Source organism: Sphingomonas sp. Leaf32 (assembly GCF_001421765.1).
Classification (GTDB): domain Bacteria; phylum Pseudomonadota; class Alphaproteobacteria; order Sphingomonadales; family Sphingomonadaceae; genus Sphingomonas.
Genome location: NZ_LMLA01000001.1, coordinates 97,612 through 119,822, shown reverse-complemented (window position 1 = coordinate 119,822; position 22,211 = coordinate 97,612). Strand labels below are relative to the sequence as shown.

The following is a 22,211-nucleotide window of genomic DNA, read 5'->3' as shown; positions in this document are numbered from 1 at the left end:
CGGGCGCGTTGCCACGCCCGGTCCCCCGCGGATCAGAAGCCCTGCTTCAACCGGACGAAGAACGACCGGCCGGTCAGGTTGTACTGGTTCCCCGCGACCGATCCGATGCGATAGGTGAAGGCATCGGGACCGATCACCGCCGGCCGCCGGTCGAACAGGTTGGTCACGCCGATCTGCAGGTTGGTGCGTTCCAGCACCTGCGCGCGCAGCGAGGTGTAGGCGGTGACATAGGCCGGCACCGACAGCTTCTCGACCACTTCGGCGAAGTCGTTGGAATTGCCATAGACGTTGCGGCCCGAATAGGCGCCGTAGAAGCGGAAATGGTTGGTGCCGGGAACGAACGCTTCCTCGTCCGCCCAGTAGCGGGTGTCGTCGACCTTCCCGATATAGTTCGCGCCGACGAACCAGCTCAGCTTGCGCCAGCTCAGGTTCGCCTCCGCATAGCCGCTGAGTTCGGGGAAGCCCGACAGGCCGTTGCGCTCCAGTTTCGCGCTCAGCGCGTCGCGCGTGACCGAAGTTTCGAGCGCGCGGGTGCCGCGCAGTTCGAAGCCCAGCCGGACCTCGCCGGGCAGCGGCACCGCGAGTTGCAGCGCCACGTCGATACCGCGCGCGCGCTGTTCGGAAAGGTTCAGATAGCGGTTCGACACTTCGGTGATCGCGCGCGTCGTCGGGTCGCGGGTGATCTGCGAACAAAAGGTCTGCCGCTCGGGGCCGCTCAGCCGGTAACAGCTACTGATGATGTTCGACACGCCGAAGGTCGTCACCTGGTTGCGCACGCGGATGTCGTAATAATCGACCGCGAGCTGCAATCCGGCGAAACCGGGGCGCACCACCATGCCAATGTTGAGGCTGGTCGACGTCTCCGCCTTCAGATTGCCCGCGCCACCGCCGCTTACCCCGCGGATCGAGGTGATGTTGGCGGGGGTGAAGTCGGGGGCGAAGCCATCGGCGCGGCAATTGGCGGCGACGGTCGCGTTGGCCCCTTCGCCATAACGCTGGCACGGATCGGTATAGCCGAAGAACGACGTCTGGTCGGCAAGGTTGAGTTCGTAGATCGTCGGCGCGCGGAACGACGTGCCATAGGAGGCGCGCAGCGCGATCGGCTTCACCACCTCCCACGCGCCCGCCACCCGGTAGGTACCGTTCGATCCATAGGAGCTGTAATCGGTATAGCGGCCCGATGCGGTCACTTGCAGGCTGCGGATCAGTGGCAGACCGGCGAGCAGCGGCACGCCCAGTTCGCCATACACTTCGCGCACCGTGTCCGACCCCGCCGTGCGCCCGGCGGTGGAGAAGGCGAAGTAATTCTGGTTGCGCGCGTTGTAGCCCGGCGTGTCGTCGAGATCGTCGGTCCTGACCGTGCCGCCGACCGCGAGCGCAACGTTGCCGGCGGGCAGCGTGAACAGCGTACCCGACAGGCTCGCCTCCAGCGCGAACTGGTCGTAGCGGGTATGGCCTTCCTCATAGCCTTCGAGGAAGTTGCGTTCGGCATCGCTCCAGTTCTGGTCGACGAGGAACCGCTTGGTCAGCCACGGGATCGATACGCACGACGTCGGGCCGGAAATGGTGATCTGGCGCGCGTCGCACGCGGTGCCCGGTGCGGTCGCCGCGTTCAGCCGGTCCTGATAATAGAAGGTCTGGCCATAGGTGCCGCGCGACAGGCCGACCCGGGCATTGGCGTCGTAGCGCCAGCCTTTGAGCGCGCCGCCGGTAAAGGTACCGCGCAGGCCGAAGCTGGCCTGGGCGAAGTCGACACGCTGTTCGGCGCGGAACGGGCGCACGACCTGCGGCCCGACGACGCCGGGCGAATTGCCGCCGCTGGCGGCGAACAGCGCCGCTCCGACGCTGTTGTTGGGATTGGTCGCCGCCAGCAGCGGATAGAGGAAATACCAGCTGTTGGACGTCGATTCACGGTGCGAATAGAGGCCGGTCAGATAGAATTCGCTGTGCCCCGCAACGTCGAACCCGGCCGAGAAGAACGCGTTGAGCCGGCTGTACGGCGAGATCGAATCCGCTTCGTCATAGGCGCGGCTGGTGTTGGGTGAATAGGCGAAGGTGTCGGGGAAGCCGGCGCGGTTGGTGCGTACCCAGTCGCGCAGCGGCGCGGTCGCGGGATTGGCGAGCGATTGCAGGTTCAGCGCGGCGGCGGGATAGGGGCCGTTCGCCCGGCCCGGATCGAGCGTGAAGCTGCCGCCATACCAATAGGGATCGAAGAAGATGCCGGTCGGATTGTGGTTGTAGCAGCGGAACTTGCCCGACCGGTCGCGGGCATCGACGCGCTCGCCGCTGGTCGGGGAATAGACGAATTCCTGCGCGCAGGCGGTTTCCGCCCGGTCCTTCAGGTTCAGTTCGTATTGCCGGTCATATTCGACCGCCAGCGACGCATAGAAATTTTCGTAGTTGCGGCCCCAATAGGCGTTGGCGTTCAGATACTCGCCGCCGCCCGCCTGCGACACGCGGCCGAAGCCGCCGATCTCCAGCCCGTTGCCGCCCTTGCGGGTGATCGCGTTGACGACGCCCGCGATCGCGTCCGATCCATAGACCGACGATGCGCCGGTGGTCAGCACCTCGACCCGGTCGAGCGCGATCGCCGGGATGACGTTGTAATCGACCGGCGCGACCTGGCTGCCGGTGCCCGACGGCGCGATGCGCTGTCCGTTCAGCAGGGTCAGGGTGCGGATCGCCGACAGGTTGCGCAGCGATATGGTGCTGACGTTCGCACCGCCGCTGACGACCATGCCGCCGGCCCCGGTCGCCGCCATCTGGTTGTTGACCTGTTGCGTGCCCAGCGCCGCCGTCGATCGCGCGACCATTTCCGCGGCGGTGGCCAGCCCGGCATTGGCCGCGCTGTCGGCGCGGATCACCTGCACCGGCGCGGTCAGCGAGAATTCGGACGGCAATCGCGATCCGGTGACGACGATGGCGTCGTCGTCGGTGCCCGGCGCGACCGGATCGGTCCCGGGCAGCGGTGCCGCGTCGGCCGATACGGGATCGGGCGCTGCGCTTTGCGCGCTGCGCTTCGGCGTGGTTTGCGCGGATGCGGCGGTGCCGTGGATCAGCGCGATGACAAGAACGAGCGACGATACTCCGGTATGATAGCGCATGATGTAGCCCCCAGCTTCATGACTGCTTTCACCCCTGCGTGATGCCGTTTTGGCGGTGCGGAATCTCTTTCGGATTCCGTTGTGCAATTGCTAACACCAAACATGCGGGGGTTCTCACCAATCTTTCCCCGAAAATGACCTATCGGCGCACGATATCGTAGCAAAAGGATGATCGGATGACGAAAACCGACGTAGCTGATCTCGATCGAATCGATTATCGCATCCTGCGTTTGCTTTCGTCGCAGGGGCGGTCGAGCGATGTCGCGATCGGCGAGGAAGCCGGGCTGTCGAGCAATGCCGTCGCGCGCCGCCGCCGGCAAATGGAGGAAAGCGGCGTGATCGCCGGCTATTCCGCCGACATCAACCTGCAACGTATCGGGTATGGATTGCTGATCCTCGTCCAGATCGAGCTATCCTCGCAATCCGACCGGGCGATCGGGGAGTTCGAGCAGGCGATCCAGCGCTGCGCCGCGGTTTCCAAATGCTGGTTCGTTTCGGGCGACGTCGATTTCCTGGCGCTGGTTCACGTCACCTCGTTGGAAGATTATGACGAAACCTATCGTCAGGAACTATCGATCCTGCCGAATGTCGCGAAGATACGCAGCTCGTTCGTCCTGCGGCGGGTGCTGGACCGGGCCACGCCACCGTCCGCGATCAAGTATTGAGAAGCTGTTTCACAACATTTGGGGGCACGAGCTCGCGGAAGGCGTCGACGGGTTACTGTCGTAGATCCTTGATACCCAGCTCGCGCCACATTTATGCGAAGCTGTAGGTTGCCGATCCTGTCTGATACTGACGTCTGCGTAGACGGCAACAACGCCGAGCGTCACATTCGTTTCGCGGCTACGCTACTCCGGCAGCGTTCGCTGCCGGGTTGGACCAGCAATGGGCGGGGTTGACCCCGCCCTTACTTCACCTGCCGACCATCACCAGAACGCCACTGCCGCGCAGCGGTTTCGTGCATTGGGTCCAACCAGCCACTCCTGCGGTCTGGTCGCACCGTTCTGCCAAAACAGAGCCTTCCACGCCGGCATGAGTAGCGCCAGCGGAGCAGTTTGCGCGTCTATAGACGCCTGCACTGGTCACAAAACATCGAGTCCGACGCGAACCGCTCTCTACACGATGCAGGCCGGTCTTCGAGTGCGGCGGCTTCAGATCGCGAGGACTTGCCACTCCGCTAACGCGGCGGAGCGTCGTGCCCGGCACGTCTGTCAATCATCGCAGCCAAGCCGAACGGGCGCGGGTGGTCGGTGGCATGGCCAAGCCAGACCCAAGTCATGATGTTGATCCAGCCACTGGCGAGCCCTAAGGCGAACAGTGTCACGGGTCCGGGCCGCGCCGGCAGCAATAGGATCGCCGCCAACAGGATCAGCGTCGAGCCGACGAGCTTGCGCCCTGCGTGCTGCTCGCGCCAGCGTGCCGGCATCGGGATCGAGGCGAGAATCCTTCCGGCAGACAGCGTAGCGAGCGCCGCGCCCGGCGCGATCAGCGCCAGCGAAACCTTGTTGGTAGTCGCAACCATCAGCGTCGCACAGAAATGCAACAGGAGCACGGCGAGCGCTCCATTCGTCGTTGCCGGCTCCAGCCACGGCGCAAGTCCCAGGCCGAGCAGGAGGGACACGATCTGTCCCCACAGATGCGGGTTCCGACGATGCGCACGGTTGGCCGTCCCAGCCGCCCCATGCGTCGGATCAGGGCCAGTCGAAAACAGCGCATAGGCGCTGCGACTGACCATCATCGCCGCCAGCGCTGTCCAGGGATGACCATCGGCTAGCAGCAGGGACGTCACGAAAGCAGCGCAGGCGATGGGCGCCGCCGCACCGGCAACGATGGCGATGCCATGTCCGTTACCGCCGCGACGCTCCAGCCATTGCCCGACCGCCAGGCCGCTGATCGCGTGCCAGGCAAGGCCGCCCATCAGCACCAGCACGATGTCCTGCGCCGGCAGATGCTTGATCGTCGCCAGCACATAGAAGGCGATCAGGTCCGCTGCGACCCACAGGATCGTCTTGCCGATCTGGACCGTATGATAGCAGGTCATCATGACCCGCAACGGGTTCGATGCGGCTCGAGCGGACACTTGTGATGACCTTTGGTCGATCAGCGACTTTGATAGGGGCCGAAGGTACGCAGGACCTGCGGCGTCCTGGAACGCGCGTCGAGCAGCATCACCCGGTAGCTGGCACCGCCCGGCGCGACACGGATCAGCACATGGCCGCCGCTTGCGGTTAGCGTTCGATCGAAGATCGGACCCAGCGCGGTGCGTGTCGCGTCGAAGGTCCAGGTCGCGAAAAGGTCGCGCTTGCCGGCGTAAATTGCCTGCGACGCGATGCGGTGGACGACCTCGCCGCCCGGCTGATCGGTGGTGTAGACCTGCTCGACCAGCACGCGCGGCTGCAGCGTCGCGAGAAACCCCGCGTTGGTGCTGTCACGATTGCCGTGATGGTCGAGCGCCATCGCATCGACCACGCCGACCTGCGGCGCGATCGCCGTTTCGCTGTCGATCGCGTCGGGGGCATAGGGTTCGTTCAAACCGGTATTGTCGCCGCCCACATAATAATCGAACCGTCCATAGGATAGCTTGAGCGCGATGCTGAGCGGGTTTTCCTGTGCGCTGCCATCTGCATTGCGCGCCCGGCCGGGCGCGAAGGCGGCGGTGGTCCCGCCATGTCCGTCCATGACGCGGGACCCGGCCTTGACCCCGAGGATCGCGAAGCCCGGATACGCCTGCGGTCGTGCAAGGGCGATCTGGTCGGTCCGGCCGATCGCCAACGGCGCAAGAAGCGTGCCGCGCCGATCCCGCAAATAGCGGGCGAAAGCCCGATAGTTGCGGATGCTCGCATCGTCCTGTGGCAACGGGTCGCCGGGCTGGATACGGTCGATGAGCGTACCGATCGGCAACACGTCGCCGACGTCGGTGATCCCCGTCAGTCGATAGGCGTGCGTCGCGGACCAGGGACTGTCCGGCACGATCGCGCCGAAATGGTCGGCGTGGAAATGCGTTATGATCGCATAGTCGATGCGCGGATGCCCGGCAGGGGCGGTCTGCCGGATATAGCGCGCGATCCATTGCCCGGGCCGCAGGCTGGCGTCGGGCATGGCCGGCGCAAGCGCAAGTGGCGCATTGGCGACCTCGATATCCGTCGGATCGAGGTCGCCGGCATCGATCAGGACCGTCGTGCCATCGGGCGCAACGATGAAGGTCGCATTGCCACGCCCGGTCTGGATGTGATGGATGTCGAGTGTTCCCGGCGTCCAGGGCGCCAGCAGGTGCGATGTCGCGGCGCCCGCCGGACCGGCGAAGGCCGATCCGACGAATGCCGCGACGAACAGATGGCGTGAAAGCGTCAGCACAGGATCAGAACCGGAACTGGGCACCGACCGTGTAGGACCGACCCGACTGGATCGCGGTCAGGAGCTGGTTGCGGTTCACACCCGTCACCTCACGCCACCAGCTGTTCGTCAGGTTGCGCGCGGCGACGAAGACCTCGATGCGCGTAACCGGGCGCACGGCGATGCGGGCGTCGAGGCTGTCATAGCCTTGGATATAGGTATCGCCGGCGGACGTGGCGCCGACACCGCCGTTGAACGCCTGGCCACGCCGGGCATAAGACAGCGAGCCGGTGAAGGGACCCTTGTCGTACACCGCCATCGCATTGGCGATATAGGTCGGCTGCTGGTTGAGCGCGCCGATCGTGCGACCCGTTCCATCCGCATTGAGCACGCCGAGCCTGCCCCACAGCCGGGTGTAGTTGGCACGGAGCGTGAAGCCGTCGAGCATCGGCGTCAGCGCGGTGAAATCGCGCCATTCCGCGTTTAGCTCGAGGCCAGTTACCTTCGAGTTGGCGGCATTGTACGGCGTCGACAGCTGCGACGCGACGCCCGTCGCCGGATCGTTGGTGGTCGTCGTCAGGAAATAGATTTCCCCGTCGATATTCTTGCGGAACAGGCCGGCCGAGAAGAAACCGTGCGACAGATAGGATTCGACCGCGATATCGTAGTTCTTCGAATGCCGCGCCTTCAGGTTCGGGTTGCTGCCACGGATCAGCACGTTGAGGCTGCTGAAATTGTTGATCGTCAGCCCCTGCGCGAAAGTCGTGAAGGTCGGCCGTGCGATCGTCTCGGTATAGGCCGCCTTCAGCCGCAGCACCGGCAGCACGTCGACCGACACCTGCGCGTTCGGCAGGAAATAGTCGTAGCTGCGGTGGAAGCTGACCGGCGTCGCAACGCCACCCCGCAGCGTGGCGGTCGTGTTGTCGAACGCGGTCTTTTCATAGCGGACGCCGGCGAGCGCGTGGACGACATCGCTGTTGTAATGCACCGCGCCATAGCCCGCGAACACGTCTTCGGTCAGGTCGAAACTGCCCGTGCGCGACGTCGTACGATTGTTGGTGCCGTTGGTCCGGACGAAGTTCCAATAGGCATCGTGGTCGACATAGACGATGCCCTGACCGTCGAAGACGGAGCCCTTGCCACCATCGACCAGCACCTTGTCTAGCGTGTAGGCGCTGCCGGTCGGAAGCGTGTAGTTATCGGCCGACTGGTTGAAGACGCGGTGCAGGCGACGCCAGTTGACCCCGGTCGACAGGCCCACCCCTTTACTGAACGGGAAGCTGTTGAAGTTATAGTCCGCCCGCGCGGTATAGACCTTGTCCGTCATCGGCAGATGGGTGACGACGGCGGCGGACGCCGGGTTGGCCGACCAGTTCGCCGGGTTCGACAGGCCGGTAGCGGGATTGAGCGCAAGATCGACCTGATCTTTGCCGATCGCATAGGTGCCGGCCAGACCCCCGAAGGTATAGATCGCACCGTTTTCCAGCGTCTCGTCATGGTTCGATTTCTCGATCGAGGCGACGGCCTTGAGCTTGGAGGTGTCGCCGACCTTGAACTCGCCGCCTGCGGTCGCGGTCATGAGTTCGCGCGAGATCGAATAGACCCGGCTATAGGCTTGCGCACTCGCGCCGGTGAAGCTGCCGCGTCCCTCTGCGGTGGTGGTCACATTGGCCGCGTTGACGGTGGTCCCGCCGCGATAATTGTTCTGAACGATGTCGCTGTTGAAATAGGTGCCTTCGACGAAGCCGTAGAAGCGATCGGCCGAACGCGCCTCCAGCTTGCCGAGCAGGCTGTAGCCCTTGTCGTGAATGTCGAAATCGCCGCGCTGGAGCGCGCTGGTCGGCACGTCGATGCCGTTCCGGACGACATAGGCGGACGTATTGTTGTAGGTCTGGCTGTAGCGATCGTCATGCCACGACGCCGCGCCGACGAAGCCGAAATCACCGTTCGCAAAGGTCCGCTTGACGACGATATTGCCGATCTTGCCCGGACCGTGGCCGTCGGGCGCGCCGCCCTTGTCGAACAGGTTGAGGCCGAAATCCCCCTTGGTCACGGCCGCGCCGCCCAGGTCGAAGGATCGCAGCGTATTGATCGAGACATGGCCGCCGATCGAGTTGGCGTCCATATCCGGCGTCACCGTCTTGGTGACGACCAGTTCGTTGATCGCCATCGCCGGCACCGTGTCGAGATAGACGGCGCGGTCGTTGCGCGTGGAATCGAAGAACATGCCGCCGTCGAGGTCGACGCTGTTGTAGTTGCCGTCGAGGCCGCGGATCGTCGCATACCAGCCCTTCTGGAACTGGAAGCCGCGCTGAAGCGACACGCCCGGCACGCGCGCCAGCGCATCGGCGACCGTCTGGTCGGGCAGCTTCTGAATTTCCAGCGCGCCGACGCTGTCGACCATCGCCAGGTTGGACCGCTTCGCGTCCTGCGGCGCGCGACTGAACCGACGCTGGCCGGAGACGATGATGTCGTTAGAAGGCTCGGCTGCCTCGGCCTGTTCGGCGGCCGGTGTCGGCGCAGGAGCCGTCTGCGCCGAGGCGGGCATGGCGGTCAGCACCGTGCCTGCGAGCAGGCCAATCCGCGTTGCAAGATTATTCATGACAGTCCCCTTCGATCGGTCCGACGCTCCCCTGCGTCGCTTCGGGGCGTGCACTACCCTCGCAGCATGAAATATTTAAGTCGACTAAACTTAATCATGTTTTGGAGTTGCGCGCGGGATCGTGGTAGCCACTCCGCATGTTGCAAACGGCCCGTTCACTTTGGTCCCTGTCTCCAGCCGACCGACGCGTGGTGGGCGTGATGCTGGACACCGGCCCCATATCCCGTACCGAACTGGCGGATCGGATCGGGGTGACGCGCTCGGCGATCACGCAAATGATGGCGAGCCTCGACCGCTTCGGCCTGGTGGAGGAGGGGCCGGCCCGCAAAGGTGGACGCGGTCAACCTGCCCGGCCGATCGCGGTGCGCGGCGCAGCGGGATACTCGGCCGGGATCAGCTTTTCGCACGGTTATCTCGATGCGGCGATCATCGACATCACCGGGACCGAACGCGCCTATCAGCGCCGTTTTCTGCAGGAACCGACCCCGGACGCCGTCGCGCAAGGTGCCGCCGATGCGATCGCCGCCGCCCGTGTGGAAGCCGGTATCGGCGATCAGGAATTGCTGGGAATCGGCTTTGCCCTTCCCGGCGACTTCCGGGTCGATATGCGGCTTTTCCAAGCCCATCGTTACTTCCCGGCGTTTGACGGGCTCGACGCCCGTGCCTGGTTCCAGAACCGCTTCCCGGAGCGGATATTCGTCGAGAACGACGGCCGGACCTGCGTGATGGGTGAGCGCCTGGCCGGATCCGGCAAAGGTTGTTCCGATTTCATGGCCGTCCATATCGGACATGGCGTCGGGGGCGGGCTTTTCCTGCACAACCGCCTGTATCGCGGTGCCCATTTCAACGCGGGGCCGCTCGGCACCTTTTTCCCGCTGGATCAGCCACGGCCTTCGGGACAGGATCTGCTGGAAACGCTCCGCGTCAGCGGCATCGATGCGACCGATTTCGATCGGCTCGAGCAAATCGCCGAGGAACACGGTGATGTTATCGGGCAGTGGTGCGATCGCGCCGGACGACAGCTCGCGCCCTATCTGCGTCATGTCGCCAATTTCATCGATCCGTCGTTCATCGTCGTCGGCGGGCGGCTTCCCGCCCCGCTCCTGCAACGCATCGTCACCGCGACCGGATTGCCTCAGCAGGAATCGCCACAGCGCTTTGCGGGACAATCGCCGGTCGTCATTCCGTCGAAGCTCGGTGCGCGGGCAGGCGCGATCGGTGCCGCTTCGGTTCCTATTCTCAGCCTGCTGCACCAGGAACCGGCATAGCCGTTAGAAAGCCGCCATCGCACCCCTGGACGTGAGTTCTTCGGCGATGATCTGCTGATGATCGACTATGCGGCGCGCCGTCTCACCTTCACCCGCGCCATCGCTCTGCCCGGCGAGGGTGAAAGCATCCTGCCTTACGAGCGTGCCTTTCGAGTGCCGGTGAGGATCGGCGACACATTGACGGAAGGCAGGCAGCCGTTCTCCAACGACGATACGTCTCGCCCTTGGGACGCCGGCGGTTCACGGCTCGAAACGGCAGATTGCACTCGAACGCCTGACCTGCTCGCCGCCTTCGGCCGCCACATCGACTGCACGTCACCCCATTGATCCGGTGGCGGGGCGGGTGCACACCGCGAGCCATACTCGTTTGATGGGACCTTCGATGCGTCATCTTGCCTCTGCTGCCATGCTACTGCTGATGTCGTCCACCGTGCTCGCGCAAGGGCCGCTGCCCGCAGCAACGACCGCAACGCCGCTGCCCGCTTCCAATCCGTTCGCGCAAGCCAGCACCTTGCCGTTCCAGGCCCCGCCGTTCGACCGGATCAAAAGCACCGATTACAAGCCCGCGCTGCTCGCCGGGATGGCGGCGCAACGGGCGGAGATCAGCGCCATCACGCGGGCGCGCAGTGCGCCGACCTTCGAGAACACGATCGCCGCGATGGAGCGGTCGGGGCGCTTGCTCGAACGGGCCAGCATGGCATTTTCTGGTGTGGTCGGGGCGAACACCGACGACACGCTGCAAAAGACGCAGGCCGATCTGGCGCCCGCGTTCGCAGCGCATCAGGATGCGATCAACCTCGACCCCGCGCTGTTTGCGCGCGTGAAGACGTTGTACGACCAGCGCCAGTCGCTGCGCCTCGACGCCGAACAATTGCAGGTGTTGACACTGACCTATCAGGGGATGGTGCGGGCCGGCGCGCAGTTGTCACCGGCCGACAAGGTGACGCTCAGCCGCTACAACAGCCAGCTGTCGACACTGGAAACCGCATTCCAGCAGAAGCTGCTTGCCGCCGCGAAGGCGGGTGCGCTGGTGGTCTACGACAAGGCGAAGCTCGCCGGGCTGTCGGAGGGCGAGATCGCCGCCGCCGCGGCCGCGGCCAAGGATCGTGGGCTGGCCGGCAAATATGTGCTGACGCTCCAGAACACGACGCAACAGCCCGAGCTGGCGACCCTGCAGGATCGGGCGACACGCGAAGCGCTGTTCAACGCGAGCTGGACGCGCGCGGCGAAGGGCGATGCCAACGACACACGTGCGACGATCGCCGACATCGCGCTGCTGCGCGCGCAGAAGGCGAAGTTGCTCGGCTTTGCGACCTGGGCCGATTATGTCTTGCAGGACCAGATGGCGAAGACGCCGAAGACTGCGCTGGGGTTCATGCAGCAGCTCGGCACCCCGGTTGCCGCCGAGCAGCGCCGCGAGGCCGCCGAACTTCAGGCACGGATCAAGGCCACGGGCGGGAATTTCCAGCTCAAGCCATGGGACTGGGATTTTTACTCCGAGCAGGTCCGCAAGGCGAAATACGACCTGAACCAGGACGAACTGAAACCGTATTTCGAAATCAACAAGGTCCTGACCGACGGCGTGTTCTACGCCGCCAACCAGCTATACGGCGTGACGTTCAAGCGCCGCACCGACATTCCGGTCTATCACCCCGACGTCATGGTCTATGAGGTCCGCGAGGCGGACGGCACGTCCATCGGCCTGATGTATTTCGATCTGTGGAAGCGCGACAACAAGAACGGTGGCGCGTGGATGTCGAACTTCGTCAACCAGTCGAAGCTGCTCGGCACCAAGCCGGTGATCTATAACGTCGCCAACTTCACCAAGCCGGCGGCCGGGCAGCCCGCGCTCATCAGCTTCGACGACGTCACGACGATGTTCCACGAATTCGGCCACGCGCTGCACGGCCTGTTCGCCAACCAGACCTATCCCAGCGTGTCGGGCACCAACGTCGCGCGCGACTTCGTCGAATTCCCGTCGCAGTTCAACGAACATTGGGCGCTCGATCCCAAGGTGCTGCCGCATTACGCGATCAACTATCGCACGGGCCAGGTGATTCCGCAGGCATTGGTCGACAAGATCAAGCGGGCCGGCACGTTCAATTCGGGCTATTCGTTCGGCGAGGCGCTGGCCGCGGCCGAGATGGACATGAGCTGGCATTCGCTGACCGCGGCGCAGGGCAAGCAGAACCCCGACGCGTTCGAAACGCAGGCGCTTGCCGCCACCGGCCTCGACGTCACCGACGTACCGCCGCGCTACCGCTCGGCCTATTTCCTTCACATCTGGGGCAACGGCTATTCGGCGGGCTATTACGCCTATAGCTGGACCAAGATGCTGAGCGCCAATGCGTTCGACTGGTTCGAACAGCATGGCGGGATGACGCGCGCCAACGGTCAACGCTTCCGCGACATGATATTGTCGAAGGGGCATACCGAGGATTACGCGCCGATGTTCCGTAATTTCAACGGCGCCGATCCGCAGGTGGCGCCGCTGCTGAAGGGCCTCGGCCTCAACGCCGATGGATCGCGGATCGAGGGCGACGGTGCGGCGCAGGTCAAGGCCGGCGGCTGATGGCACATGCCCGATCGTGAACGGCGCACGATCGGGCAGCGGCACGACCGGATTGCCGGGGTATGCCGGGACACCGCGTCGGCAATCATGCTTGCGACCGTTCCGTTCGGCAGCTCGAGTGAACGAGAATCCGCAGTTCGAATGCCCGTTCTCAACCACGAATGACCGCTAGGGGGTCATGTTGGCTGAAGGCAGGGCGCTGTGATTGGCGTCGTCAGAAGCACGAATTCAGCGGGGCGTGATCGATCCTTGGCAATACATGCCGGGCGAACAGGTCGGCCTCGGCCTGATGGGGATAGCCCGACAGGATGAATGCGTCGATGCCGAGGTCGCGGTACATGTGCAGCTTGGCGAGTATCTGATCGGGATCGCCGACGATCGCTGCGCCGCATCCCGATCGGGCACGACCGATCCCGGTCCACAGATTGTCCTCGGCATAGCCGTCCTGACCCGCGCTTTCCCGTAACGACGTCTGCGCGGCGACCCCGGCCGATCGCGCGTCGAGCGAGCGTGCCCGGATCGCCTCGCCCTGAGCGGCATCGAGCCGCGACAGCAGGCGATCCGCCGCTGTCCGGGCTGCCGCCTCGCTTTCGCGCACCACGACGTGGACGCGGTAGCCGAACCGCAGGGTACGACCATAGCTGGCGGCGCGGGCGGTCATGTCGGCGATGATCGCGGCGACATTATCGCGCGTGTCGGGCCACATCAGATAGACGTCGCACTCCCGCGCGGCGGCGTCGCGGGCGTCGGGGGAAAGTCCGCCGAAATACAGCAGCGGCGCACGGCCCGACACCGTCCTGAGGCGCGGGGGATCGAGTTTCAGCTTCCAGAACGTGCCATCGTGATCGAGCGACTCGCCGTTCAGCAGCGTGCGCAGGATGCGCATCGCCTCCACGGTACGGGCATAGCGCGGGCCGGATGCCAGCGTTTCGCCGGGGAGGTCGGAGGAAATGATGTTGATGTTCAACCGCCCGCCCAGCATCCGGTCGATCGTCGCGATCTGGCGGGCGAGTTGCGGCGGCCAGCTTTCGCCGATGCGGACCGCCGTCAGCAGCGCCAGTCGCCGCAGCATCGGCGCGATCGCGGCGGCGAAGGCGGTGGTATCGATGCCCAGCGCATAGCCCGAGGGCAGCAGGATGTTGTCGTAGCCGCCCGCTTCGGCCTGCAACACGATATCGCGGCAATGCTCCCAACTGGATCGCAAGCGGGGATCGTGCACGCCCAGAAACTCGTAATCGTCGTCGCACAGGGCGGAGAACCAGCTGATTTCGCAGGGATCGCTCACTTGCGGTGTTCCTTTGCCGTTAGGATATGGGAATTGCCGGTCGCCGCGAGCCGATCCATCGTCACGCGGTTCGGCCAGACGATGGCGCGACCTGTGTGGCGGGTAAGGGGTTCGTCCAGTCCCGTGCCGCGCACCCGATGCGTTTCACGGCAACGGCGCGTCGCGTGCCGCGACCAGCACCGCGTTTCACCGTGCACGCGTCCATGGGACACGGCAGGCATCGCCGAAGCCGCCATTGCCATCGAAACCATCGGCGGTGTCGAACAACGTGATTCCGGCATCGAGCGCGGTTTCCACCAATGCCTGTGCGTTGCGCGGCGTTGCACCGGCAAAACGCCACATGCCCCACGCGATGGCGGACACTAGAGCGGTTTCCGACCAGATTGAACCACCGTCATCGCCCTGCGGGCGACCGCTGACGCGACGGGCCGCTTTCGGCTCGGGGCAGCGTTGCTCGTCGGCCACGATGCAGTTGCATCGCGGCCTCCTCTCGCCTCGCCCCAAACCGAAATCGCCTCCGTGCCGGTGATCCAATCTGATCGGAAACCGCTCTAGGATACCGCCCTTGCCGAGCGGAACAGGTTCGGGTGTAACGATGAGCTGCGACATCGCTGTCATGAATAGGACCGGCCCACGCCATGAAGCAAGTACGTTACGGATTGATCGGCACCGGCATGATGGGGGTCGAGCATCTTCGAAACCTGGAGATTACTCCCGGCGCGGTGGTGACGGCGATCGCCGATCCGGTCGCGACATCGCTGGGATGGGCGCGGGAAGCGTTGGGGGAACGGGCCGCCGACGTCCGGGCATTTGCCGACGGAGCCGCCCTTGCGCGCAGTGGGCTGGTGGATGCGGTGATCGTCGCCAGTCCGAACCATACCCATCGTGCCGTGCTGGAGCCGCTGTTCGACGCGGACGTGGCGATCCTGTGCGAAAAGCCGCTGGCCACGACGATCGCGGATGCACGCTGGATCGTCGAGCGGGCGGCGCGATCGTCCCGCCCGTTCTGGACCGCGATGGAATATCGCTACATGCCGCCCGCCAGCGAACTCATCGCGCAGGTCCATGCCGGGCGCATCGGGCGGTTGCAGATGCTGTCCATCCGCGAACATCGCTTTCCCTTCCTCGACAAGGTCGGCGACTGGAACCGGTTCAGCCGCAACACCGGGGGCACGATGGTGGAAAAATGCTGCCATTTCTTCGATCTGATGCACCTGATCGTCGGGGCGGAAGCGGTGCGCGTCTATTGCTCCGGGGGCATGGACGTGAACCATCTGGACGAACGTTATGGCGGTGCGCGGCCCGATATCATCGACAACAGCTATACCATCGTCGATTTCGCGAACGGGGTGCGCGCGATGCTCGACCTGTCGATGTTCGCCGAGGGTGCGGCGAATCAGGAGGAAATCACCGCAGTCGGGGATGCCGCGCGGATCGACGTCACCATTCCCGACAGCGTGCTGACATTCAGCCCGCGCACCGGCTTTGGCGCCCCCAAGCGGATCGAGCGGCGGGTCGTGCCCGTCGATCCGGCCGCACTGGCGGCGGGCAGCCACCACGGGTCGACATTCTACCAGCATCAGAAATTCATTGCTGCGGTGCGCGGCGAGGGGCCGGTCGAAGTAACCGCGCACGACGGATTGATGGCGGTCGCGATCGGGACCGCGGCGGAGATCAGCGCGCGCGAGAAGCGGGTGGTGGAACTGGCGGAGCTGGGGTTCGAGTGAAGCGCAGCTTTGCCTGCCGAAAGACGATCTGCCGGGTGACAGCGCGAGACATAAGGATAACCTACCTATCAAGTGGGAGATAGGGAAGGGAATCGGGCATGACGGTACGACGGCTATTGCTGGGAACGGCGCTGGCGGTGCTTGCCACACCGGCCATGGCGCAGCAGGAGCAGCCATCGGCACGCGGGCCGGAAGCACCGGCCGGGGAAGCCGCGCCGGGCGATATCGTCGTGACCGCGCAGAAGCGCGAACAGCGGTTGCAGGACGTGCCGATCGCGGTGTCGGTGGTCAGCGGCGAAGTGCTGGCGGCGCAGGCCGGGGTCAATCTGGAGAATGCCCAGTATCTCGTGCCGGTGATGAACTTTCGTAAATCCGGCACCACGCTCAACCAGTCGCTGTTCCTCCGCGGGGTGGGCACGTCGACCTTTTCGATCGCGGGCGAGCCGTCGATTTCGACGGTGGTCGACGGCGTCGTCTACAGCCGGGCGGGCGAAGCGTTCAGCGACCTGATCGACATCGACCGGATCGAAGTGCTGCCCGGACCGCAAGGCACGCTGTTCGGCAAGAATGCGTCGGCGGGGGTCATCAACATCGTGACCCGCCGACCGGGCAAGACGCCGGGTGGCTTTGCCGAGGCCAGTTATTTCACCGGCGGCGACGAATGGCGCGCCCGCGCCGCGCTCGACCTGCCGATCGGTGAAGCGGTCCGCAGCCGGATCACGGGCTTCTATGGTAGCTGGGACGGCAATATTCGGAACCTCGCGCGCGGCGGCCGGCGGGTGAACGGATATGAGCATTGGGGCGTGCGCGGCATCGTTGTCGCCGATGTGACGCCGGACCTGACGCTGACCGCGATCGGTGATTATCGCCGCAGCGACGACGATTGCTGTGCGGAAGTGATCGGCACGCAGCCGACGTCGGGCCTGTCGGCGGCGCTGTTGCCCGACATTAACGGCAACCGTTCGCGCACGGTCAACCAGAACCTCGTCACCGCCACCAGCGAAGAAGGCTGGGGTCTCTCGTTACAGGCCGACTGGAGCATCGGGCGCCATGTGCTGACGGCGATCACCGCGTATCGGTCGTGGCGGAACGAGGAGGTCCGCGACGGCGACTGGCTGCCCGCCGCCTATGTCGGGCTGGGCCAGTTGCACGACGTCGGGCCGCAGACGGGCGATACCTTCAGCCAGGAGGTTCGCGTCGCGTCGCCGACCGGGGAGTTCCTCGAATATGTCGTCGGCGGCTTCTATTCGCGTGCCTATTCACACCGCATCTTCACCCGCAACGATATCGTCTGCACGGTGACGCCAGCCCCGGCCGCCGGCTTGCTGGTTCCCTGCACCACGCCCGGCGTGACCGTGACCACGCCCAGCGGCACCGCCGATTTTGGTTCGACCTTCGTCAATTATGCGGCGTTCGGCCAGGCGACGCTGAACTTCACGCTGCGGTTCCGGGCGATTGCCGGGCTGCGCTACACGGTCGACGAACTGGACGTGTTCCACCAGCGCGTGACCGTGCTGGCCGGTCCGGGGATCAACCCGAGCTTCGGTCCGTTCGCCGCCGATACGCGGGGCCGCAACCTGTCGGGCAGGGCCGGCCTGCAATACGACCTCTCGCGCAATTCGATGGTCTACGGCACCTATGCGCGCGGATATAAGGGGCCGGCGTACAACGTCTTCTTCAACCTGACCGCGCCTGCGACCAACGTCATCGAGCCGGAAACGGCGGACAGTTTCGAGGCGGGCCTGAAGAATACGCTGTTCGACGGCAAGCTCGTCCTGAACCTCGCCGCATGGTACGCCAAATATCGCAATTATCAGGCGAACAAGCCCGATCTGGTCGCCGGTGTGCTCGTCACCCGCTTCACCAACGCGGGCGAAGTGTCGACGAGGGGCGCGCAGCTCGATTTCGTGGCGCAGCCGGTACGCGACCTGTCGATCTCGGGCGGCGTCGCCTATACCGATGCCAAGGTCGATCAGTTCAAGCTGCCGACCAACGGGGTCGTCACCGGCGTCGTGCCCAACGGCACCCGGCTGGGCGCGGCGATTCCATGGAAGGGGTCGCTTGCGGCCGATTATCGCCTGCGGACCGGTGGCGTGCTCGATATCGGCTTCGGCACGCAGGTGTCGACCCAGTCGAAACAGGCCGGCCAGTTCGATGCCAATGCGACGATCCGGGCGCTGACCGAAATCCCGGCCTACACCCTCGTCAACCTGTCGGTCGCGATCATCGATCCCCGTGACCGGTTCCGTATCATCGCGATCGTCAAGAACCTGCTCGACACCAGCTTCCCCGCGTCGATCGTGAGCAGTGGTCCGGGCGGTGCCTATCGCTACATCATCCCGCGCGAGGCGGATCGTTATGCCGGCATCACGGCGCGGTTGAACTTTTGAACGGAGGCCGCCGCATGACCGCACCCGCCGGCAACCGACGCTGGGTCGTCGTCACCCTCGTATTCTGCGCGATCATGCTGAATTACGTCGACCGCCAGATTCTCGCGCTGCTGAAACCCACGCTGGAGGTCGAGTTCACTTGGTCGGACCAGGATTACGGGAACATGGTTTCCGCGTTCCAGTTCGCGGCGGCGATCGCGTTCCTAGGCACGGGCTGGTTCATCGACCGGGTCGGCTTGCGCATCGGCTTCGCGCTCGGGGTCGCGGTGTGGAGCGTGGCGGGGATGGCACATGCGTTCGCGACCACCGTGGCCGGGTTCGTCGGTGCGCGGGTCGTGCTGGGCGCGGCGGAATCGATCGGGACGCCGGGCGCGGTCAAATCGGCCGCGACCTATTTCAAGCAGAAGGACCGATCGATCGCGCTCGGCATCGGCAACACCGCGCCGAATATCGGCGCGATCCTGACCCCGCTGGCGATCCCTGCGCTTGCCGCCGCGTTCGGATGGCGGGCGGCGTTCCTCGTCGCCGGCGGGCTGGGGCTGGTCTGGGTCGTCGCGTGGTTCCGGGTGCGATTGCCGCCGCCGCTGCCGGATACGGAGGGTTCGGCACCGATCCGCTGGGGCGCGCTGTTCCGCGACCGGCGGACGCTGGCGATCGCCATCGCCAAGGTTCTGTCGGATCAGGTCTGGTTCTTCATGCTCTCATGGCTGCCCGACCTGTTCCATCGTCTGTTCGGGCTGGCGCAGGGGCAAGTGGGACTGCCGGTCGCCATCGTCTATGTCCTTGCCGCCTGTGGTGCGCTGAGCGGCGGATGGCTGCCGACGCGGTTGATCGCGCGCGGATGGAGCGTGGATCGGGCGCGCAAGTCGACGCTGCTGCTGTATGCGCTGCTGATCCTGCCGGTGCCGGTCGTGCTGTCGCTGCAAAGTCCGTGGACCGCGTCGCTGATTTTGGGATTGGGATTGTTCGCGCATCAGGGATTCTCGACCAACGTCTTCGCCCTGACCACCGATGTCATGCCGGCGCGTTCGGTCGGGTCGACGATCGGCATCGCTGCCTTTTGCGGCAACATGGGGTCGATCTTCATGATCCAGCTGTCGGCATGGTCGCTGGGGCATGGCTGGGGCTATACGCCGATGCTGCTGATCTGCGCGTTCAGCTATCTGGCGGCGCTGGGCGTCATCCAGCTGCTCATCCCCCGGATCGCGCCGGCCCGGTAGACTGGCGACGGATCAGTTCGAATGGAATCTCCCGGCGTTCCGCGCGAAAGTCAGGCGCGAGCAGCAGGTCGGCGGCTTCATAGCCCATCCGGCGGACCGGCTGCCGGATGGTGGTGAGCGGCGGCCAGACGAAGCGGGCGACCGCATCGTCGCCGAAGCCGGCGATCGAGAGGTCATTGGGTACCGACAGTCCCCGGTGATGGGCGACGCTCAGCATACCGGCGGCCATCTCGTCGTTCGCCGCGAAGATCGCGGTGGGCGGCGCCGCCAAGGCCAGCAGCGCCTCTCCCGCATCCACGCCGGCCGCGAAGTCGTAGTTGCCCGGCCGCACCAGCGCGGGATCGAATGCGATACCGGCATCGTCCAGCGCGCTGCGATAGCCGGCGAGGCGCTGGTCGCTCGTAGCATAGCTGCCATGGCCGCAGATGAAGCCGATCCGCCGATGTCCCAGCGCCAGCAGATGCCGCATCATCGCCGCCGCCGCGCCGGCATTGTCGATGAAGACCGATGCGGTCAGGTCCTGCGCGCTGCCCGGCGATACCAGCACGAAGCGGATGTCGTGGCGGGCGATCAGGTCCAGCACCTGTGCATAGTCGGTGGCGGGTGGCGTCAAGATCAGTCCGTCGACGCCCGACGTCGCAACCAGGCTCTCGATATCTTCGGCCAGCTGATCGGAATCATGGTCATAGGGCTGGGCGATCATGCGCACCCCCTCCGCCACGCAGCGGTCGCGCACGCCGGACTGCATCTCGTAGACATAATATGGGCTGGGGTTGTCGCAGGCGAGCGCGATCTGGAAACTGCGATGGCCGGCAAGCGAGCGTGCGGCGAAGCTGGGACGATAGTTCAGCGTTGCCACGGCGGCATGTACCCGTGCGCGAGTGTCCTCGGCCACCCGCAGTTCGTTGTTCAGAACGCGCGACACGGTCTTGATGGACACCTGCGCCAGTCGCGCGACGTCATCGATCTTTGGGCGCACCTGTTTTCCCTTCGACAGGCGGGAATGCCTACCGGCTCGGCCATCCGGGTCAAACGAAATACGTAGGCTATGCTGTTGCGGGCAACACTTACGTATCGGTCGAACGACTTGCGTGTGATCGAGCAATTCGGTGGATCATTTTGTGGACAGGGCGATGCACCTACCCAATCTTAAAGCAGGAGGAATTATATTGCGGATCATAGATCCCGAGAATAGCTAATGAGGGAGCGCAGATTTAGAAATATTGGCTCGCTATCGAGCGTCCGTAATCAGATGAAATGCACCTTCATTCGGCGGTTTTGCCGTCTATTCGCCACCTGTGCAGTAAAAATGCTGCGATGGTTATCAATATCAGGTCGATAATCCAGGCGATCGGATCAAGCGGCCGTGTCGCCATTATGTGAACCGACGCGACCAGAATGAAGAGCAGGATCGTAGCGGCGCGACCTGTCAAACGCACTGCGTCAGGCCGTCTGACAATCTGTGAGACCGCCAGCATGACGATCGTCGTACCCCAGAAAACGGGCATGGCGGCAATGCCGGCAAGGCTTGCCAGCGCCGCCATCAGGATCGCCATGGGTTGACCCCACAGGATGGCCGGCCATGCTCGCTCCAATCGTGTTGCCGGACGTCCCTGTTCCCGCCTGCGTGCCAGCCAGATCGTTCCGCCGGTCGCGACGATCAGCGTCAGCCCGGTTCCAAGCAGCACATAGATGAGCTTCAGGGTAAACCCGCCATAGGTGCCGTAGTGGAGCGGCGTTATCATCCCGTACACGCGCATCCCCAGCGAGCCGTCGGTGAACCCGGCTTTCGCAAGCAGCCGTCCGTCGCTGGCGAACGTAAACGTCTCGTTGCGGGCAAGGTGGCCGGGGGCCGCGACGGCGATCTGGGCGATCTGCCCTGCTTTTCCGGCTTCGTGGAAGAAGACCTGCGTCACGCTTGCACCGGGAAGGTCCTGCCGTACGCGTGCGATCATCGCCGCCACGTCGGGCAGGGGGGCCGGTCGCGCATCGGCCGTCGGTTGCGGCCCCAACAGCGACGCGATCGCCTTTTGCTGGTCCCCACGATAGGCGATCAACGCGACGATCATGATGATGAGGCCGGACAGGCCGAGCAGCGATCCGGTCAGCGATACGACGAGGTGGAAGGGTAGCGCCCATACGCCGATGCGGTTGTGCAGGTCGGCGTTGCTGCGCCTTTGCGAACCGCCCCATCGTAGACGAAAGGCATCCTTGAAGATGCGACGATGCGCCAGAATGCCGGTTCCCAGGCTTGCGAGCAGCAGCGTCCCGAAGATGCCGACCAGATAACGACCGATCGGCCCGGGCGCGGTCAGGTCGAAGTGGAGGCTCTGTACGAACTTCACGAACGGCAGATCGATGGGGTCGCCGACGCGCCCGGCAGCATCGACCGACCATTCCACGCTGCGACGATCGCCGATCGCGAAAATGCTCATGCGAGGATATTCGTCGCTCGGCATCCGGACGATCAGGTCATGATCGAGATCTTCGGTCCGTGCGCGAGCGAAGGCGCGGTCGATCGCGGTTGCCAATACGGGTATCGGCATTCCGTGGACGACCGGTGCATTCGGGCGTTCCCATCGCCCGACCTGGTCGACGAGCACGATCAGCGTTCCCGACAGGCATATGACGTACAGGACGGCGCCGAAGATCAGGCCGAGCCAGCCATGGCCGCTCAGCATCCGGCGGGTAAAATCGTTCGATGGTGCGC

The 22,211-nt window shown here is 64.7% G+C and carries 14 protein-coding genes and 1 pseudogene; 7 read left to right on the top strand and 8 right to left on the bottom strand.

Annotated elements, in window-relative coordinates; all coding sequences use genetic code 11:
* Window positions 1–32: 32 nt before the first annotated feature.
* Window positions 33–3,104, bottom strand: coding sequence for a TonB-dependent receptor plug domain-containing protein (locus ASE83_RS00575; protein ID WP_055787335.1), 3,072 nt, complete (start codon window positions 3,102–3,104; stop codon window positions 33–35).
* 176 nt (window positions 3,105–3,280) lie between these two features.
* Here ASE83_RS00575 and ASE83_RS00570 point away from each other — a divergent pair, with 176 nt between their 5' ends.
* Window positions 3,281–3,769, top strand: a complete 489-nt coding sequence (locus ASE83_RS00570; protein ID WP_055787338.1) for an Lrp/AsnC family transcriptional regulator — start codon at window positions 3,281–3,283, stop codon at window positions 3,767–3,769.
* A gap of 512 nt (window positions 3,770–4,281) precedes the next feature.
* Here the strand turns inward: ASE83_RS00570 and ASE83_RS00565 are convergent.
* The 3 genes from ASE83_RS00565 to ASE83_RS00555 are packed head-to-tail and all read right to left on the bottom strand — an operon-like array spanning window position 4,282 to window position 9,039.
* Window positions 4,282–5,148: a hypothetical protein gene (locus tag ASE83_RS00565; RefSeq protein ID WP_055787341.1), complete on the bottom strand. Its 867-nt coding sequence runs from the start codon at window positions 5,146–5,148 to the stop codon at window positions 4,282–4,284.
* A gap of 56 nt (window positions 5,149–5,204) precedes the next feature.
* Window positions 5,205–6,458 (bottom strand): ComEC/Rec2 family competence protein, encoded by a 1,254-nt coding sequence (locus ASE83_RS00560; protein WP_055787345.1) that lies wholly within the window; start codon window positions 6,456–6,458, stop codon window positions 5,205–5,207.
* Window positions 6,459–6,462: 4 nt separating this feature from the next.
* A complete protein-coding gene (locus ASE83_RS00555; RefSeq protein WP_055787348.1) occupies window positions 6,463–9,039 on the bottom strand; it encodes a TonB-dependent receptor in 2,577 nt (858 codons plus the stop codon).
* Window positions 9,040–9,239: 200 nt separating this feature from the next.
* Here ASE83_RS00555 and ASE83_RS00550 point away from each other — a divergent pair, with 200 nt between their 5' ends.
* From ASE83_RS00550 to ASE83_RS00540, 3 genes are all read left to right on the top strand, one after another.
* A complete protein-coding gene (locus ASE83_RS00550; protein ID WP_162236602.1) occupies window positions 9,240–10,307 on the top strand; it encodes an ROK family transcriptional regulator in 1,068 nt (355 codons plus the stop codon).
* A 57-nt stretch (window positions 10,308–10,364) separates the two neighbouring features.
* Entirely contained in the window at window positions 10,365–10,634 is a 270-nt protein-coding gene (locus ASE83_RS00545) for a hypothetical protein (protein WP_055787353.1), read from the top strand.
* 79 nt (window positions 10,635–10,713) lie between these two features.
* Complete coding sequence (locus tag ASE83_RS00540) at window positions 10,714–12,879, top strand: M3 family metallopeptidase (RefSeq protein ID WP_235513177.1); 2,166 nt, start codon at window positions 10,714–10,716, stop codon at window positions 12,877–12,879.
* Window positions 12,880–13,093: 214 nt separating this feature from the next.
* On the opposite strand, the gene ASE83_RS00535 is transcribed toward ASE83_RS00540, so the two are convergent.
* Window positions 13,094–14,164, bottom strand: a complete 1,071-nt coding sequence (locus ASE83_RS00535) for an LLM class flavin-dependent oxidoreductase (RefSeq protein WP_055787356.1) — start codon at window positions 14,162–14,164, stop codon at window positions 13,094–13,096.
* A gap of 216 nt (window positions 14,165–14,380) precedes the next feature.
* Window positions 14,381–14,548: pseudogene (locus ASE83_RS18730) on the bottom strand (aldo/keto reductase); the annotation flags it as partial.
* 254 nt (window positions 14,549–14,802) lie between these two features.
* Here ASE83_RS18730 and ASE83_RS00530 point away from each other — a divergent pair.
* The 3 genes from ASE83_RS00530 to ASE83_RS00520 all read left to right on the top strand — a co-directional run bounded on the left by ASE83_RS00530 (window position 14,803) and on the right by ASE83_RS00520 (window position 19,501).
* Window positions 14,803–15,891: a Gfo/Idh/MocA family protein gene (locus ASE83_RS00530; protein WP_055787359.1), complete on the top strand. Its 1,089-nt coding sequence runs from the start codon at window positions 14,803–14,805 to the stop codon at window positions 15,889–15,891.
* A 98-nt stretch (window positions 15,892–15,989) separates the two neighbouring features.
* The gene (locus ASE83_RS00525) at window positions 15,990–18,281 is read left to right on the top strand and encodes a TonB-dependent receptor (protein ID WP_055787362.1); all 2,292 of its coding nucleotides are present in this window, start codon (window positions 15,990–15,992) and stop codon (window positions 18,279–18,281) included.
* 14 nt (window positions 18,282–18,295) lie between these two features.
* The gene (locus ASE83_RS00520; protein ID WP_055787365.1) at window positions 18,296–19,501 is read left to right on the top strand and encodes an MFS transporter; all 1,206 of its coding nucleotides are present in this window, start codon (window positions 18,296–18,298) and stop codon (window positions 19,499–19,501) included.
* Here the strand turns inward: ASE83_RS00520 and ASE83_RS00515 are convergent.
* A complete protein-coding gene (locus tag ASE83_RS00515) occupies window positions 19,473–20,480 on the bottom strand; it encodes a LacI family DNA-binding transcriptional regulator (RefSeq protein ID WP_055787369.1) in 1,008 nt (335 codons plus the stop codon). The two genes, ASE83_RS00520 and ASE83_RS00515, sit on opposite strands and share 29 nt — an antisense overlap.
* Window positions 20,481–20,766: 286 nt before the next feature.
* Window positions 20,767–22,182: a PepSY-associated TM helix domain-containing protein gene (locus ASE83_RS00510; RefSeq protein ID WP_235515971.1), complete on the bottom strand. Its 1,416-nt coding sequence runs from the start codon at window positions 22,180–22,182 to the stop codon at window positions 20,767–20,769.
* Window positions 22,183–22,211 lie beyond the last annotated feature (29 nt).